This window comes from Methylobacterium gnaphalii (assembly GCF_007992215.1).
Taxonomy (GTDB): domain Bacteria; phylum Pseudomonadota; class Alphaproteobacteria; order Rhizobiales; family Beijerinckiaceae; genus Methylobacterium; species Methylobacterium gnaphalii.
Genome location: NZ_BJZV01000052.1, coordinates 1 through 13,652 on the forward strand (window position 1 = coordinate 1; position 13,652 = coordinate 13,652).

Genomic DNA, 13,652 nt, shown 5'->3' on the forward strand with positions numbered 1-13,652 from the left:
GGGCCGGAGCTGTGGATGTACGGAACCCGCGTCGCGCCCGCCGCTTTGTCTGAAGCAACCTCGGAGGGCATCGCCATGGCTGTTGTATCCCGGTCGATCTACGACGAGGGCAGGGCGGCCAAGGCCGCCAACAGGCCGGATTCCGACAATCCGTATCCGGCAGGAAGCCAGTCGAGCCTCGACTGGCTGGAGGGCTACACCGCCGACGAGGTCGAGCCGAGCGCAACCGGACCCGACGAGCCGGCCTGACGTCACTCCTCGCTTGACGGAGCGGGGCGGTCTGGCATCGGATGCCGCCGCCATGAATACGCGCGATCCCCGCCTTACCCCGCTCCGTGCCGGCCTCGCCGATAGCCGTCTGCGCGGGATCGTCGAGGCGGAGCGGTTCGTCGATGGGTGGGCTCGGCGAGTGGTTGTCCCCTCGGCCCCGCTCCGCGGAACCCCCTCGGCGTCGGCTGGCGTCGATACCGAGGCCGTAATGGGCGAGCCTGTGACGGTCTATGAGGAGCGTGATGGCTTCGCCTTCGTGCAACTCGGGCTCGACGGCTATGTCGGCTACCTGCCCGAGGATGCCCTTGGCTCGGCCGATCCGGTTCCGACGTACCGGGTGACAGCCTTACGCACCTTCCTCTACCCCGAACCCAACATGAAACGGCCGACTATCGGCTATCTCAGCCTCGGCGCCAGCTTCGCCGCGGAGGAGTGTGAAGGCGACTTCCTCCGTATCGGGCCAGAGGCCTATGTGTTTGCGGCGCATGTGCGCGATCTCCAGCATCGGCAGCCGGATTTCTGCGCAACTGCGGAACGGCTGATCGATACCCCATATCTCTGGGGCGGCCGGACCAGCCTCGGCCTCGATTGCTCGGGGCTCGTACAGCTCTCCCTGCTGATGGCGGGCGTCGCATGTCCCCGCGATACCGACATGCAGGAGGCCGCTCTCGGCGAAGCCTTGCCTGCCGGTCTCGATGACCTCCAGCGCGGCGATCTCGTGTTCTGGAAGGGGCATGTCGGGCTGATGCTCGATGGCAGTCAGCTCATCCACGCCAACGGCCACCATATGGCCGTCGCCGTGGAGCCCCTGCGCGAGGCAGTGGAGCGGATCGCCGAGAAGAGCTTCGGCGCCGTCACATCGATCCGGCGCCTCTCTCAGGTCGCGCCGTAGTCAATCCTCGCCGATCGACCGATCCAACGAAGACTCTCGGTTTGCCGCATCGCATTTTGCGAAGTCATCGGGCACGCAGGCAAAAACTTGTATGGCGCCGGGTGGGGTGCGTCCGCACACGGCATTCGGTGTCTGGCCGGTTCATACGAAAACCAACCGTTAGGCGCACGAAAGGTCAGGTTTTCTTCTTCAAATCGTCGCCTGACATATCGTTCTGGGATACTTTGCCGTGGACGTCGCAACCGCCAAGACCCTGGTCTCTCTCGCCCTTCTGATCTGCATCGCGGTCTTCTCGTACATGTCGTTCGAGATGTTCGTGACGCAGATGGTCAAGGATCTGCGGGCATCCTGGGCCGAGCGCGCTGCGACCGCTGCCGCTGCCAAGCCGGTTCAAGCCGAGAAGTAAATTCTTCCAGCGTTTCTGTTTGATGCCTGGGGCAATGACGAGGTTCAGCTCTTTAATCGGGACTTAATGCGATAGATCAGGCCGTCGCGCACGTCGCGGTAGCCATCCATCCGCTGGTCCCGGGTGCCCTCCTGATTGATCGTCGGGTCGGGCGTCGGCCAGTACTCGACATCGGCCGCCAGCGTATGCGTGAGCGCGATCGCCTTGTGGTGCGCCTCAGGTGACAGCGTGATGATCAGGTCGAAGTTCAGGCCTTCCCACTCCTCCAGCTCTTCCACGGTGCGCGGCTTGTGGCGCGAGGCGTCGATACCGATCTCGTCGAGGGCGGCTACCATGAAGGGGTCGCGCGGCTCGCCAGTGCGAACGCCGGCCGACTGCACGTAGATCGACTTGCCGAAATAGTGGCGCGCGATCGCTTCCGCTGCGAGCGAACGCACGGCGTTGAAGTTGCACATGAACAGCACGGCCTGGACCCGCCGTTTCTTCGCCGGGCCGCCAGGGGGAGCCTCGTCCGCCATGCCGGTTCCTCAGGACGAGCGGCGTCCGCCCATCAACCCTTCCAATGCAAGGCGAAGACCAGGGTGAACAGCCGCCGGGCGGTCTGGTGGTCGAGATCGACCTTGCCGTCGAGACGCTGCTTCAGCAGTTCCGAGGCTTCGTTGTGCAAGCCGCGCCGGCCCATGTCGATCGCCTCGATCTGGGTCGGGGAGGCAGTGCGGATGGCACTGTAATAGCTCTCGCAGACCATTTCGTAGTCGCGGATGACCCGACGAAATGGCGAGAGCGAGAGCAGGTGGGTCATTACCGGCTCGCCGCTCTCGGTCGAGATGGCAAAGGACAGCTTGTTCTCAACCAGTCCGATCACCAGCGAGTAGGGGCCAAGATCGCGGCCCGGAAGCGTGAACGAGTTCTCTTCGAGGATGTCGAAGATCGCGATGGCGCGCTCGTGCTCCTGGTCGGGATTGCCACGGCTGATCGAAGCCTCGTCGAGGCTGACCGCCACGAGGCGGTTGGTCGAGGCGTTCGTGTCTTTCGCTTCGGCCGGCATCGCCGTCGTCTTCTCTCAGCTTCGCGTCCGGAAAGGCCTATCAGAGGTTCAATCGGATCGCGACCGAGCGGGCGTGGCCGTCCAGGCCTTCCGAGTGCCCGAGGGCGATCGCCGCGGGGCCGAGCGCCCTCAAGGCCGCAGGATCGCAGCGCAGGATGGAGGTGCGCTTCATGAAATCGAGCACCGAAAGGCCAGAAGAGAAGCGCGCTGAGCGAGCGGTGGGCAGCACATGGTTCGGGCCGCCGACATAATCTCCGATCGCCTCGGGCGTGTGCGAGCCGAGGAAGATCGCGCCGGCATTTCTGATTTTCAGGGAGAGGGCCTCGGCATCTTCGGTCTCGATCTCGAGATGCTCGGGCGCGAGCCGGTCGACCAGCGGCACGGCTTCGTCGAAATTCGCGACGGTGATGATGGCGCCGTAATCGCGCCAGCTCGCCCGCGCGATCTTTTCGCGTGACATGGTGCCAAGCGCACGTTCGACCGCCTGCTCGACCTGCTCGGCCAGCGTGTCGGAAGTGGTGATCAAGATGGCCTGGGCCGCCTCGTCATGCTCGGCCTGAGCGAGAAGATCGGCGGCAATCCAGTCCGGATTGGCGTGGCCGTCGGCCAGGATCAGCACCTCGGAGGGGCCGGCGATCATGTCGATGCCCACCTGGCCGAAGACCCGGCGCTTGGCCGCCGCTACGTAGGCGTTGCCCGGCCCGACGATCTTCGCCACCGGTGCCACGCTCTGGGTGCCGTAAGCCAGGGCCGCTACGGCCTGCGCGCCGCCGATGCGAAAGATCTCGGTAACGCCGGAGATCTGCGCTGCGGCGAGCACCAGCGGATTGAGCCGGCCCTCGGGCGTCGGCACCACCATGGCGACGCGTGGCACGCCGGCGACGCGAGCCGGGATCGCGTTCATCAGCACGGAGGAGGGATAACTTGCCGTCCCGCCCGGCACGTAGAGCCCGACGGATTCAAGCGCCGTCCAGCGCCAGCCTGAGGTGACGCCGAGATCGTCAGTGGCGATGTAATCCTCTGGGATTTGCAGGCGGTGATAGGTTTCGATGCGCTCTGCAGCGAGGCGCAGCGCTGCCAGCGTCGCTGGCGGGCACTGGGCCATGGCGGCCTCGATCTCCTCGTCCGTGAAGCGCAACGTGGCTTCTGAAAAATCCTCGCCGAGCCGGTCGAAGCGGCGGCTATAATCCACGAGCGCCGCGTCGCCGCCCGAGACGACGCCGGCGATGATGCCGCGCACGGTCTCGTCGACATCCTCCGAGATTTCGCGCTTGACGCTGAGCAGACGGGCGAAGGCGTCGCTGAAATCGGCGGCGCGGCTGTCGAGGCGGATCATGATGTGAGGTCTCGGGTCTGGCCCTGGAGTGCGGCCCGGCTGGCCTGTTCGGCGTCGTGGTCCGGCCGGCCCTCGGCCTCCCAGATTGGGCCGAGGTCTTTCATACGCACCTCGATGCATTCGACATCGAGCCGGATGGCAGCACCGCCGGCGAAGACCAGCGTGATGGTGCCGGAGGGTGGCTCGGAGGGCTCGAAGGTGATCGCAAGCAGGCTCAAGGTCTCGTCCGAGCTCTTACCCGGAACGATTCCCCGCGTCTTCACGCCCATCACCCGCTCGAAATGCACACCGGCCAGCCGGCGCCGCGGTGCTTCGCCCGGCGCGGTCGCGCGGTCGAAGCGGCGGCCGACCATCACGAAACGGCGCTCGCCCGCGAGCCAGGCGAAGTCGCCTGCCCGCAGAATCGCATCCTGCAGATGCGCGGAGATGACGGCGAGATCCTCTGCATCGAGGGCGGCGAGCTTCAAAAGCTCCACGAGGGACTCCGGTGAGGGCGGCACATGGATACGGCCGGCGATAGATTGGGGTGTAGGTAGCGAGGCACCTCTCTCGCGGCAACTGCGATGCAGGCCGGTCTCGGCATACGGGTGCTTGCCGTTGCCCTGACCGCACCGACATGTAGCGGAAGGCAACCGAAAGGCGTCACATGGATCCCGACCGCACCGAACTCATCATGAAAGTCGAGGGCATGACCTGCGACGGCTGCGTGCAATCCGTTCGCAGGGCGATCCAGCGGCTCGATCCGGAAGCGGAAGTTGCGGTCGACCTGGAACACGGCCGGATCGCGGCCACCACCCGCGCTCAGAGTCTCGACATTGCTCAGGCGCTCGACAAGGCTGGGTATGCCGCAACCGCAATGACCGGCTGATCGGTCGAGTTGCGCCGAATGGTCGCCTGATGACCACGTCCCGAAACGACCTCGACGCGTGGTGGATGCCCTTCACCGCCAACCGCGATCCGCGCATGATTGCGAGCGCGGAGGGGATGCACTACCGCACACCGGACGGGCGGCAATTGCTCGACGGCATCTCGGGGCTTTGGTGCTGCAATGCCGGGCACAACCGCGCTCCCATCGTCGCGGCGATCCAGCATCAGGCTGCGCAACTCGACTACGCTCCGCCCTTTCAGTTCGGCCACGAGGGCGCCTTCGCACTGGCTTCGCGGATCGCGGCGCTGGCGCCGGGCGATCTCGATCACGTCTTCTTCTGCAATTCCGGCTCGGAAGCCATCGATACCGCGCTCAAAATCGCGCTCGCCTATCGCCATGCGCGAGGCGAGGGCGGCCGGACCCGACTGATCGGCCGTGAGCGCGCCTATCATGGAACCGGCTTCGGCGGCATCTCGGTCGGCGGTCTTCCCGCCAACCGCAAGGCCTTCGGGCACGGCCTGTCGGGCATCGATCACCTGCCGCACACCTATGACCGCGAGCATCAGGCGTTCTCCATCGGCGAGCCCGAATGGGGTGCGCATTTGGCCGACGAATTGGAGCGGATCGTCGCCCTCAACGATGCCTCCACGATCTGCGCGGTGATCGTGGAGCCCATGGCTGGCTCGACCGGCGTGCTGGCCCCGCCGAAGGGCTACCTACAGCGTCTGCGGGCGATCTGCGATCGGCATGGCATCCTGCTGATTTTCGACGAGGTGATCACTGGCTTCGGTCGGCTCGGTTTCGCCTTCGCGGCCGAGCGCTTCGGCGTGACGCCGGACATGATCTGCTTCGCGAAAGGCGTGACCAATGGGACCGTCCCGCTCGGCGGCGTCATCGTGGGCGAAGAGATCCATACGGCGCTGATGCAGGGGCCGGAACGGGCAATCGAGCTGTTTCACGGCTACACCTATTCCGGCCACCCGCTCGCCTGCGCCGCAGGCCTCGCCGCGCTCGACCTCTACAGGGACGCGGGCCTGTTCGCGCGTGCCCGCGCCGTAGAGCCGGTCTTTGCGCAAGCTGTGATGAGTCTGCGTGAGGAGCCCAACGTGCTCGACATCCGCGTCGTTGGACTCGCGGCGGCCATCGAACTCGCATCGAGAACCGATATGGCCGGCACGCGCGGCTACGATGCCATGGTCCAGGCCTTCAACGAGAACGATCTCGTCATCCGCATCTCGGGTGACACGCTGACGCTCTGTCCGGCGCTGATCGTCAGTGAAGACGAGATCGGCGAGCTGATAGAGAAGACGCGGGCGGTCCTCCGGGCCGTGGCCTGAACGCTCAGGCTCTCACCCCTTCAGCGGATCGTGACCCCAATTCATCAACGACAGTCGCCAGGGTGAATCCTTCACCGCGTCCTTGTCCTTCGGGCCGCCCTGCTTGAGATGGCGGTGCACGTAGCCGACGACCTTCTTCATATGAGCGTAGTCGTCATCCGTGAGGTCGGCCTTCGATTTGTTGAGCATGTCGACGATACGGCGTCCCTCCTTGTGGCCGGTCGCCTCGCCGCCATCCGTCTTCTGTCCGACGGCTCGGCTCTCGTCCGTATCGAGGAATTTCTGGAGAGCCGAGGCCGTCATGTTCACGACTTCCTTGAATTCCTTGTAAGTCGCGGCCTGCTCGTCGCTTCTTCCACCCGCCATGAGGTGCGTCCTCTGCCGCTATCCATACTTGCCGGATAATGGACACCGCGCAGGCTGGTTCCTGATTGTACGACGCGACCGGCAGGAACGCTGGAAGTGCTCAAATTTAATTTCGGAAAAACCTCCAAAAAATCCGACGCGCTTTTTTGCGCGCCCTCGACCAAAACCAACGGAACCGTTTATCTCGGCCGTTGAGGATTTTACGGCTCGGGCCACACCTGCCTGACCTCGCCAGACATCTCCGCGACGCCCAAACCAAGAACAAGGAGAGGATATGCCCTCAGATATCGAGATCGCCCGCGCGGCGACGCTGAAGCCCATCGCCGAGGTCGCCGCCAAGGTGGGCATCCCGGATGAGGCGCTGCACAATTACGGCAAGCATATCGCCAAGATCGACCACGGTTTCATCGCCTCGCTCGCCGACAAGCCGCAGGGCAAGCTGGTGCTCGTCACCGCGATCTCGCCGACCCCGGCGGGCGAGGGCAAGACGACAACCACCGTGGGCCTTGGCGACGCACTCAACCGCATCGGCAAGAAGGCGGTGATCTGCATCCGTGAGCCCTCGCTGGGTCCGTGTTTCGGCATGAAGGGCGGCGCTGCCGGCGGCGGTAAGGCGCAGGTCGTGCCGATGGAGCAGATCAACCTGCACTTCACCGGTGATTTCCACGCCATCACTTCAGCCCATTCGCTCGCCGCTGCGCTCATCGACAATCACGTCTACTGGGCCAACGAACTGAACATCGATGTGCGCCGCATCCACTGGCGCCGCGTGGTTGACATGAACGACCGGGCACTGCGCGCCATCACCCAGTCTCTTGGCGGCGTGGCCAACGGCTTCCCGCGCGAGGACGGCTTCGACATCACCGTGGCCTCGGAGGTCATGGCAGTGTTCTGCCTCGCCAAGGACCTCGCCGACCTCGAAGAGCGGCTGGGCAAGATCGTCATCGCCGAAAGCCGCGACCGCAAGCCGGTGACGCTCAAGGACGTCAAGGCCACCGGCGCGATGACCGTGCTGCTGAAGGACGCCCTGCAGCCCAACATCGTGCAGACGCTGGAGGGCAACCCCGCCCTGATCCACGGCGGCCCCTTCGCCAATATCGCGCATGGCTGCAACTCGGTGATCGCCACTCAGACCGGGCTCAAGCTCGGCGATTACGTGGTGACCGAGGCGGGCTTCGGCGCCGATCTCGGTGCGGAGAAGTTCATCGACATCAAGTGTCGCCAGACCGGCCTCGCCCCGTCCGCGGTGGTGATCGTCGCCACCGTGCGCGCGCTCAAGATGCATGGCGGCGTGAACAAGAAGGAACTCGGCACCGAGAACATCGGCGCCCTCGAGAAGGGGTTCGAAAATCTCGCTCGCCACGTCACCAACATGCGCAACTTCGGCCTGCCGGTCGTGGTGGGCGTGAACCACTTCTTCCAGGACACCGATGCCGAACACGCTAGGCTGAAGGAGCTGTGCCGCGACCAGCTCCAGGTCGAGGCGATTACCTGCAAGCACTGGGCTGACGGCGGTGCGGGAGCGGAAGAGCTTGCGAACGCCGTGGTGAAGCTCGCCGAGGGTGAGCAGAAGCCGCTGAATTTCGTCTATGAACTCGAGAGCAAGCTGTCCGACAAGGTCAAGACGATCGCGACGAAGCTTTACGGCGCGTCCGACGTGAACATCGAGTCGAAGGCCGCCACCAAGCTCGCCGGCTTCGAGAAGGATGGCTACGGCAACCTTCCGGTCTGCATGGCAAAGACGCAGTACTCGTTCTCCACCGATCCGGCACTGATCGGCGCACCGTCCGGCCACGTCATTGCGGTACGCGACGTGCGCCTCTCCGCCGGCGCCGGCTTCGTCGTGGTGATCTGCGGGGAGATCATGACCATGCCGGGCCTACCCAAGGTGCCGGCGGCGGACTCGATCCGGCTCGACGAAAAGGGCCAGATCGACGGGTTGTTCTAGCCACCAATTGAGAGGGGAGGGACTTTAGCCTCTCCCCGTCATTCCGGGTTCCGCTGCGCGGACCCGGAATGACAGTCGCGCAATTTCAACCGAGCAATGCCTTGATCTCGGCCGTCAGCGCATCCCTCAGATCCGGCCGCTGCAGCCCGTAGGCGATGTTGGCCGTCAGGAAGCCGATCTTCGAGCCGGTGTCATAGGTCTTGCCCTCGTAGCGCATCCCGTAAAACTTCTGGTCGGCCATCAGGTCGATCATCGCATCGGTGAGCTGAATCTCGCCGCCTGCGCCCTTCTTGCCGTGCTCCAGGATCGAGAAAACCTCGGGCTGAAGGATGTAGCGGCCGGAGATGATGAAGTTCGAGGGCGCAGTGCCCTGCTTCGGCTTCTCGACCATGCCGGTGATCTCGAAGGTCTGACCATAAGTCTCGCCCACCGAGACGATGCCGTATTGGTGCGTCTCCTCCGGCTTCACCTCTTCAACGGCGATGATGTTGCCGCCGTGCTTTTCGTAAGCCGCGAGCATCTGGCCCATGCAGCCGCGGCTCAGCATGTCTGGAAGCAGCACCGCGAAGGGCTCGTCGCCGACGATTTCGCGGGCGCACCACACGGCATGGCCGAGGCCGAGCGGCGCCTGCTGGCGGGTGAAGCTGGTCTGGCCTGCCTTGGGCAGGTCCTTCTTCAACTCCTCGAAGGCTGCCGTCTTGCCGCGCTCCTGCAACATGGCGTCGAGTTCGAAGGCAATGTCGAAATGGTCCTCGATGACCGCCTTGCCGCGGCCCGTGACGAAGATGAAGTGCTCAATCCCAGCCTCACGCGCCTCATCGACGACGTGCTGAACCACCGGCCGGTCGACGACTGTGAGCATCTCTTTCGGCACCGCCTTGGTCGCCGGAAGGAAGCGCGTGCCGAGGCCGGCGACGGGGAGAACGGCCTTGCGGATTTTCTTCATCGATGTCGGACCCGTTGGTGGCGTGCGTCGGGATATGTTGTTGCTGAGCTTAACATAGCACGCCGCCGGCACAGTTCACTGCTCAGGCTGGCTTACGCATTGAAATTCATGCGCATCCTTCGGAGGAGGATCCCTCGCCTCGGTCCAACATGCTTCATGAAAGGCGTGCCGTTGTGTAGCTTTCGCCGGCACGGGAGAGGACGCTTCACGACATGGCGGTACTGGTCACAGGCGGCGCCGGGTACATCGGCAGCCACATGGTGCTCGCGCTGATCGATGCCGGGCACGATGACGTCGTGGTGATCGACGATCTTTCTACTGGCTTCGACTGGGCGCTGCCGCCCGAGGTAACCCTGGTGATCGGTGACGTAGCCGACCAAGAACTCGTCGCCAGGACCATCCGCGAGCACAAGATCGACGCACTGGCCCATTTCGCGGCGCGGATCGTCGTGCCGGATTCGGTTGCCGACCCGCTGCACTACTACCTCGCCAACACGGTAAAGACGCGGGCGCTGATCGAGACGGCGGTGAGGGAGGGCGTGAAGCACGTCATCTTTTCCTCAACGGCGGCCGTCTATGGCGAGCCCGAGGTCGTGCCGGTGCCGGAAACCCTGGCCACCAACCCGATCAACCCCTATGGCCGCTCGAAGCTGATGAGCGAGTGGATGATCGCCGACGCAGCCAAGGCACACGGTTTCAGCTACGTCATCCTGCGCTACTTCAACGTAGCCGGTGCCGATCCGCGCGGGCGCTCCGGCCAATCGACACCGAATGCCACGCACCTGATCAAGGTGGCGACGCAGGCCGCTCTCGGCCAGCGCACACATCTCGAGGTGTTCGGCACCGACTATCCGACGCCGGACGGCTCCTGCCTGCGCGACTACATCCAGGTGAGCGATCTCGCCGAGGCGCACCTCGTGGCGCTGAACCATCTCCGAAACGGCGGCGAGAGTCTGACGCTGAATTGCGGCTACGGGCGCGGCTATTCTGTGCTGGAGGTCGTCGAGGTGGTGAAGCGCGTCTCGGGCAAGGATTTCGAGGTACGGCTCTCCCTCCGCCGCGCCGGTGATCCGGCTCAGATCATTGCCGGTGCAGACCGCATCCGCAACGAGCTCGGCTGGACGCCGAAACACGACGATCTCGACGGGATCGTACGCCAGGCGCTCGCCTGGGAGGATGCGTTGGGAAAGCGGAATCGCAGGTGATGACGGTGCGGGCCAGCCAGAACCCTCTCGCCTCTGGGGAAGAAGAGGGGCCGGGAAGCGGGCCGAGACAGCGGGGCGACAGCTCCAGAAGGAGTGCTCCACTCTCCCGCACCTTTCCCGCAGAGAGGGGAGGGGGGCGGCTCGACCGTCGCTCCCTGCTGGTCGCAGCTTTGGCTCTTGCCGCCTGCAGCGGAAACCGTCGCGCTTTCGCTGCTATAGCCGACGCTGATTTTCGCGCATTTATCGATGGCCTCCGCGCCGAGGCCCAGGCCCGCGGCATTTCGCAGGCGACGTTCGACGCCGCCTTCCGCGACGTCACCGTGCCGGACACCGACGTCATCGGGCGCACCAAGAAGCAGGGCGAGTTCAGCCGGCCGGTCTGGGAATATCTCGTCGGCGCGATCTCGCCCGGTCGACTCGACCGGGGCCGCGCCCATGCCGCGCGGCTCTCCGATACGCTCGGCAGGATCGAGAAAGCCTACGGCGTGCCGCGCTGGGTGATGCTGGGCTTCTGGGGCATCGAGTCGGATTTCGGCACCAGCTCTGGCACGCTTCCAATCGTGCGCTCGCTGGCGAGCCTCGCCTATGTTCGGCACCGAGGCGACTTTTTTCGCCCTGAACTGCTCGCGGCGCTGGAGATTCTGCAGCGTGGCGACGTCACACCCGAGAAGATGAAGGGCTCTTGGGCCGGCGCCATGGGGCAGGTGCAGTTCCTGCCCTCCGTCTTCCTGAAATACGCGGTGGATTTCGACGGCGACGGCCACCGCGACATCTGGGGCTCGCAGACGGATTCGCTCGCCTCGATCGGCCATTACCTGCGCGAGATTGGCTGGAACCCGGCCTATTCGTGGGGCTACGAGGTTCGCCTGCCGCCGGATTTCGATCTCACCCGCTACAAGGGCGATCTGGCGGAGTTTGGCCGCCGCGGTGTGAAGCGCACCGACGGCAAGCCGCTGCCCGCGACGGGGGCTGGCAGCCTGTTCCTGCCCGGTGGCCTCGGGGCCCCGGTCTTCCTGATCACCGACAATTTCGAGGTGATCCGGATCTACAACACGAGCGATTCCTACGCCCTGGCCGTCGGCCATCTCGCCGATCGACTCTCGGGCGCACCGGCGCTTGCAGCGCCCTGGCCGACGAGCGCCGCGCGGCTCGACAATGCAGGCCTGAAAACGCTGCAGGAAGGACTGGCGGCCGCCGGCTTCTACAAAGGCGATTTCGACGGCCGGGCCGGTCCGAAGCTACGAGAGGCCGTGCGGCAGTACCAGATCAAGTCCGGCCTGCCAGCGGATGGCTATGCCAGCCCGGCGCTGCTCACGCATGTGAGCGGCGGCCGCTGAGGCCAGGCTCAGGCCTTCGGTTTGATCTTCAACTGGTCGATCGCCCACCGCCACGTGCCGTCCGCCTGCCGGCGCGCCGCCTCGACGGACAGGGTGCCGTTTGGGAGGCGAGCAAAGGTCAGGGCCAAGTCGCCGTTGACGATCGCCGGCAATTCCTCGGCTGCGGGAAACTCCGATTTCCGCGCGAGGAGGTCGGTGTAGAACCGGCGGATCTCCGTGTGCCCCGTTGCAACGATGTCGCCTGCTGCGAGAACCGCACCGGGCTCGTAGAGGGCCACCAAGCCCTCGACATCGCCGTCATTGGCGCGGGTATTGAAGAGGCCGGCGAGTTCGCGAGGCTCGCGTGCTCCTGAATGGTGATGATCCGTCATCAGGCGTTCTCCTGTGATTATTTGAGGCGTTCTCCGAGACCGTCGCGGACAGACACGGTGACGGGAATGCCAGCCTTTACGCTCTCCGAGACCGTACAAAATCGCTCGAACTGAGCCAGCACCTGATCGATCCGCGGCATTCCCTCGGCCGCCGCGCCGAGCGTGATCTCGACATCGATGCCACCGATCCGCAGCCGTTGCTCGTCGTTGCGCTCGATCCGGGCCGCAGCGCGGGCAGAGACGCCGCCTCCCTCCTGCTTGAACTTGCCGAGGGCAAAGGCAAGGCTGGCACAGAGGCAGTTGCTGACCCCTGCGATCACCAATTGTTCCGGTGAAGGACCTGCCCCGCGACCGATCGGCTCGGGTTCATCGGTCACGAGATTGGGGAAGGCTTCTCCGAAATCGACCAGGAATTTGAAGCCTTTGACCTGGGTGATGGTGATTGTTGGTTGCGGAGCCATGCTGGCTCGATCCTCCCTCGGTCCGGTCATCTACGCCGGATCGTGCCCTCACAACGATTGGTCCCGCCCTCGGTATCCCCCGTGTCCAGAACCCAGGCGGCGATGGTCTTGACCCATCTTCGATCTCTGGTATACCAAATGCCAATCACCGAGTCACCGAACGTTGGGGAGAGCCCTCGTCTCGGCAAACGGGAGGACAAACGCCATGACCGATTATTGCCCAGCCCATCGGCGTGCGTGGCACTCGGTCTGACATGCCGTCGACGTTCGACGTGTCGGGATTGGTCGACGCGATCGGCGATGGTGTCGTCATCTCCGATCGTGAGGGGCTAATCGTCGTCTGGAATCCGGCTGCGGAGCGGATTTTCGGCTTCTCCGAAGCTGAGGCCCTCGGCCAGAGCCTCGACCTGATCACGCCCGACCGTCACCGCCGTCGGCACTGGGACGGCTATCACAAGAGCATGAGTACCGGCACCACCAAGTACGGTGCCGATGTTCTGAGGGTCCCAGCCCTGCACAAGGACGGGCACCAGCTCTCGATCGCCTTCACCGTCGGCATGCTCCACGGAGCCGATGGAGAGGTCAGCGGTATCGCTGCGATCATCCGCGACGAAACCGTGCGCTGGGAGGAGGAGCGGCGCTTGAAGCGCCGTGTTTCCGACCTCGAAGCAGAGCTGAGTGCGACGCCAGCTTAGAGTTGTAGAAGCCGCTTTTCTTGGCGGTCTTTGCAAGAGTTCACCAAAGCAGACTTTGAAATCTAAATAAGGGAGAAGACGTAAATGACTCAGCCGTTGGAAGGCATCAAGATCATCGATTTCACCCACGTTCAGGCTGGTCCTGCCTGCACGCAGCTCCTTGCTT

At 64.5% G+C, this 13,652-nt stretch carries 18 protein-coding genes; 10 read left to right on the forward strand and 8 right to left on the reverse strand.

Annotation, left to right across the window (positions count from 1 at the left end):
* From MGN01_RS23830 to MGN01_RS23835, 3 genes are all read left to right on the forward strand, one after another.
* Positions 1-249 (forward strand): hypothetical protein (locus MGN01_RS23830; RefSeq protein WP_210246097.1); only part of this gene is annotated, 249 nt, incomplete at its 5' end.
* A gap of 52 nt (positions 250-301) precedes the next feature.
* Positions 302-1,162 (forward strand): C40 family peptidase, encoded by an 861-nt coding sequence (locus MGN01_RS21995; RefSeq protein ID WP_147048949.1) that lies wholly within the window; start codon positions 302-304, stop codon positions 1,160-1,162.
* Positions 1,163-1,391: 229 nt separating this feature from the next.
* Complete coding sequence (locus tag MGN01_RS23835) at positions 1,392-1,568, forward strand: hypothetical protein (protein ID WP_170246115.1); 177 nt, start codon at positions 1,392-1,394, stop codon at positions 1,566-1,568.
* Between the two features lie 44 nt (positions 1,569-1,612).
* Here the strand turns inward: MGN01_RS23835 and MGN01_RS22000 are convergent, their stop codons facing one another.
* The 4 genes from MGN01_RS22000 to MGN01_RS22015 are packed head-to-tail and all read right to left on the reverse strand — an operon-like array spanning position 1,613 to position 4,428.
* Positions 1,613-2,086 (reverse strand): arsenate-mycothiol transferase ArsC, encoded by a 474-nt coding sequence (locus tag MGN01_RS22000; protein ID WP_147048950.1) that lies wholly within the window; start codon positions 2,084-2,086, stop codon positions 1,613-1,615.
* 32 nt (positions 2,087-2,118) lie between these two features.
* The gene (locus MGN01_RS22005) at positions 2,119-2,616 is read right to left on the reverse strand and encodes a UPF0262 family protein (RefSeq protein WP_147048951.1); all 498 of its coding nucleotides are present in this window, start codon (positions 2,614-2,616) and stop codon (positions 2,119-2,121) included.
* Positions 2,617-2,656: 40 nt separating this feature from the next.
* Positions 2,657-3,952, reverse strand: a complete 1,296-nt coding sequence (gene hisD / locus MGN01_RS22010) for a histidinol dehydrogenase (RefSeq protein ID WP_147048952.1) — start codon at positions 3,950-3,952, stop codon at positions 2,657-2,659.
* Positions 3,949-4,428 (reverse strand): DUF2948 family protein, encoded by a 480-nt coding sequence (locus MGN01_RS22015; protein WP_147048953.1) that lies wholly within the window; start codon positions 4,426-4,428, stop codon positions 3,949-3,951. The genes hisD and MGN01_RS22015 overlap by 4 nt, the downstream gene beginning before the upstream one ends.
* Before the next feature lie 170 nt (positions 4,429-4,598).
* Here MGN01_RS22015 and MGN01_RS22020 point away from each other — a divergent pair, with 170 nt between their 5' ends.
* Positions 4,599-4,820 (forward strand): heavy-metal-associated domain-containing protein, encoded by a 222-nt coding sequence (locus MGN01_RS22020; RefSeq protein WP_147048954.1) that lies wholly within the window; start codon positions 4,599-4,601, stop codon positions 4,818-4,820.
* 29 nt (positions 4,821-4,849) lie between these two features.
* Positions 4,850-6,157: an omega-aminotransferase AptA gene (gene aptA / locus MGN01_RS22025; RefSeq protein WP_147048955.1), complete on the forward strand. Its 1,308-nt coding sequence runs from the start codon at positions 4,850-4,852 to the stop codon at positions 6,155-6,157.
* Between the two features lie 12 nt (positions 6,158-6,169).
* On the opposite strand, the gene MGN01_RS22030 is transcribed toward aptA, so the two are convergent.
* Positions 6,170-6,523, reverse strand: a complete 354-nt coding sequence (locus MGN01_RS22030; protein WP_147048956.1) for a DUF3140 domain-containing protein — start codon at positions 6,521-6,523, stop codon at positions 6,170-6,172.
* A 274-nt stretch (positions 6,524-6,797) separates the two neighbouring features.
* On the opposite strand from MGN01_RS22030, the gene MGN01_RS22035 reads away from it, so the two are divergent.
* Entirely contained in the window at positions 6,798-8,471 is a 1,674-nt protein-coding gene (locus MGN01_RS22035) for a formate--tetrahydrofolate ligase (RefSeq protein ID WP_147048957.1), read from the forward strand.
* A gap of 85 nt (positions 8,472-8,556) precedes the next feature.
* Here the strand turns inward: MGN01_RS22035 and galU are convergent, their stop codons facing one another.
* On the reverse strand, positions 8,557-9,417 hold the full coding sequence (gene galU, locus MGN01_RS22040; RefSeq protein WP_147048958.1) for a UTP--glucose-1-phosphate uridylyltransferase GalU: 861 nt from the start codon (positions 9,415-9,417) through the stop codon (positions 8,557-8,559).
* A 212-nt stretch (positions 9,418-9,629) separates the two neighbouring features.
* Between galU and galE the strand changes: the two genes are divergently transcribed.
* Both galE and MGN01_RS22050 read left to right on the forward strand, forming a co-directional pair.
* The gene (gene galE / locus MGN01_RS22045) at positions 9,630-10,622 is read left to right on the forward strand and encodes a UDP-glucose 4-epimerase GalE (RefSeq protein ID WP_147048959.1); all 993 of its coding nucleotides are present in this window, start codon (positions 9,630-9,632) and stop codon (positions 10,620-10,622) included.
* A 155-nt stretch (positions 10,623-10,777) separates the two neighbouring features.
* The gene (locus MGN01_RS22050; protein WP_373319225.1) at positions 10,778-11,959 is read left to right on the forward strand and encodes a lytic murein transglycosylase; all 1,182 of its coding nucleotides are present in this window, start codon (positions 10,778-10,780) and stop codon (positions 11,957-11,959) included.
* A gap of 8 nt (positions 11,960-11,967) precedes the next feature.
* Here MGN01_RS22050 and MGN01_RS22055 read toward each other — a convergent pair whose 3' ends face one another.
* Together MGN01_RS22055 and MGN01_RS22060 are read right to left on the reverse strand one after the other, a co-directional pair.
* Positions 11,968-12,330 (reverse strand): YybH family protein, encoded by a 363-nt coding sequence (locus tag MGN01_RS22055; protein WP_147048961.1) that lies wholly within the window; start codon positions 12,328-12,330, stop codon positions 11,968-11,970.
* Positions 12,331-12,347: 17 nt separating this feature from the next.
* Positions 12,348-12,791: an OsmC family protein gene (locus tag MGN01_RS22060; protein WP_147048962.1), complete on the reverse strand. Its 444-nt coding sequence runs from the start codon at positions 12,789-12,791 to the stop codon at positions 12,348-12,350.
* A gap of 254 nt (positions 12,792-13,045) precedes the next feature.
* On the opposite strand from MGN01_RS22060, the gene MGN01_RS22065 reads away from it, so the two are divergent.
* Both MGN01_RS22065 and MGN01_RS22070 read left to right on the forward strand, forming a co-directional pair.
* On the forward strand, positions 13,046-13,486 hold the full coding sequence (locus tag MGN01_RS22065) for a PAS domain-containing protein (protein ID WP_147048963.1): 441 nt from the start codon (positions 13,046-13,048) through the stop codon (positions 13,484-13,486).
* An 84-nt stretch (positions 13,487-13,570) separates the two neighbouring features.
* Positions 13,571-13,652 (forward strand): CoA transferase (locus tag MGN01_RS22070; protein ID WP_147048964.1); only part of this gene is annotated, 82 nt, incomplete at its 3' end.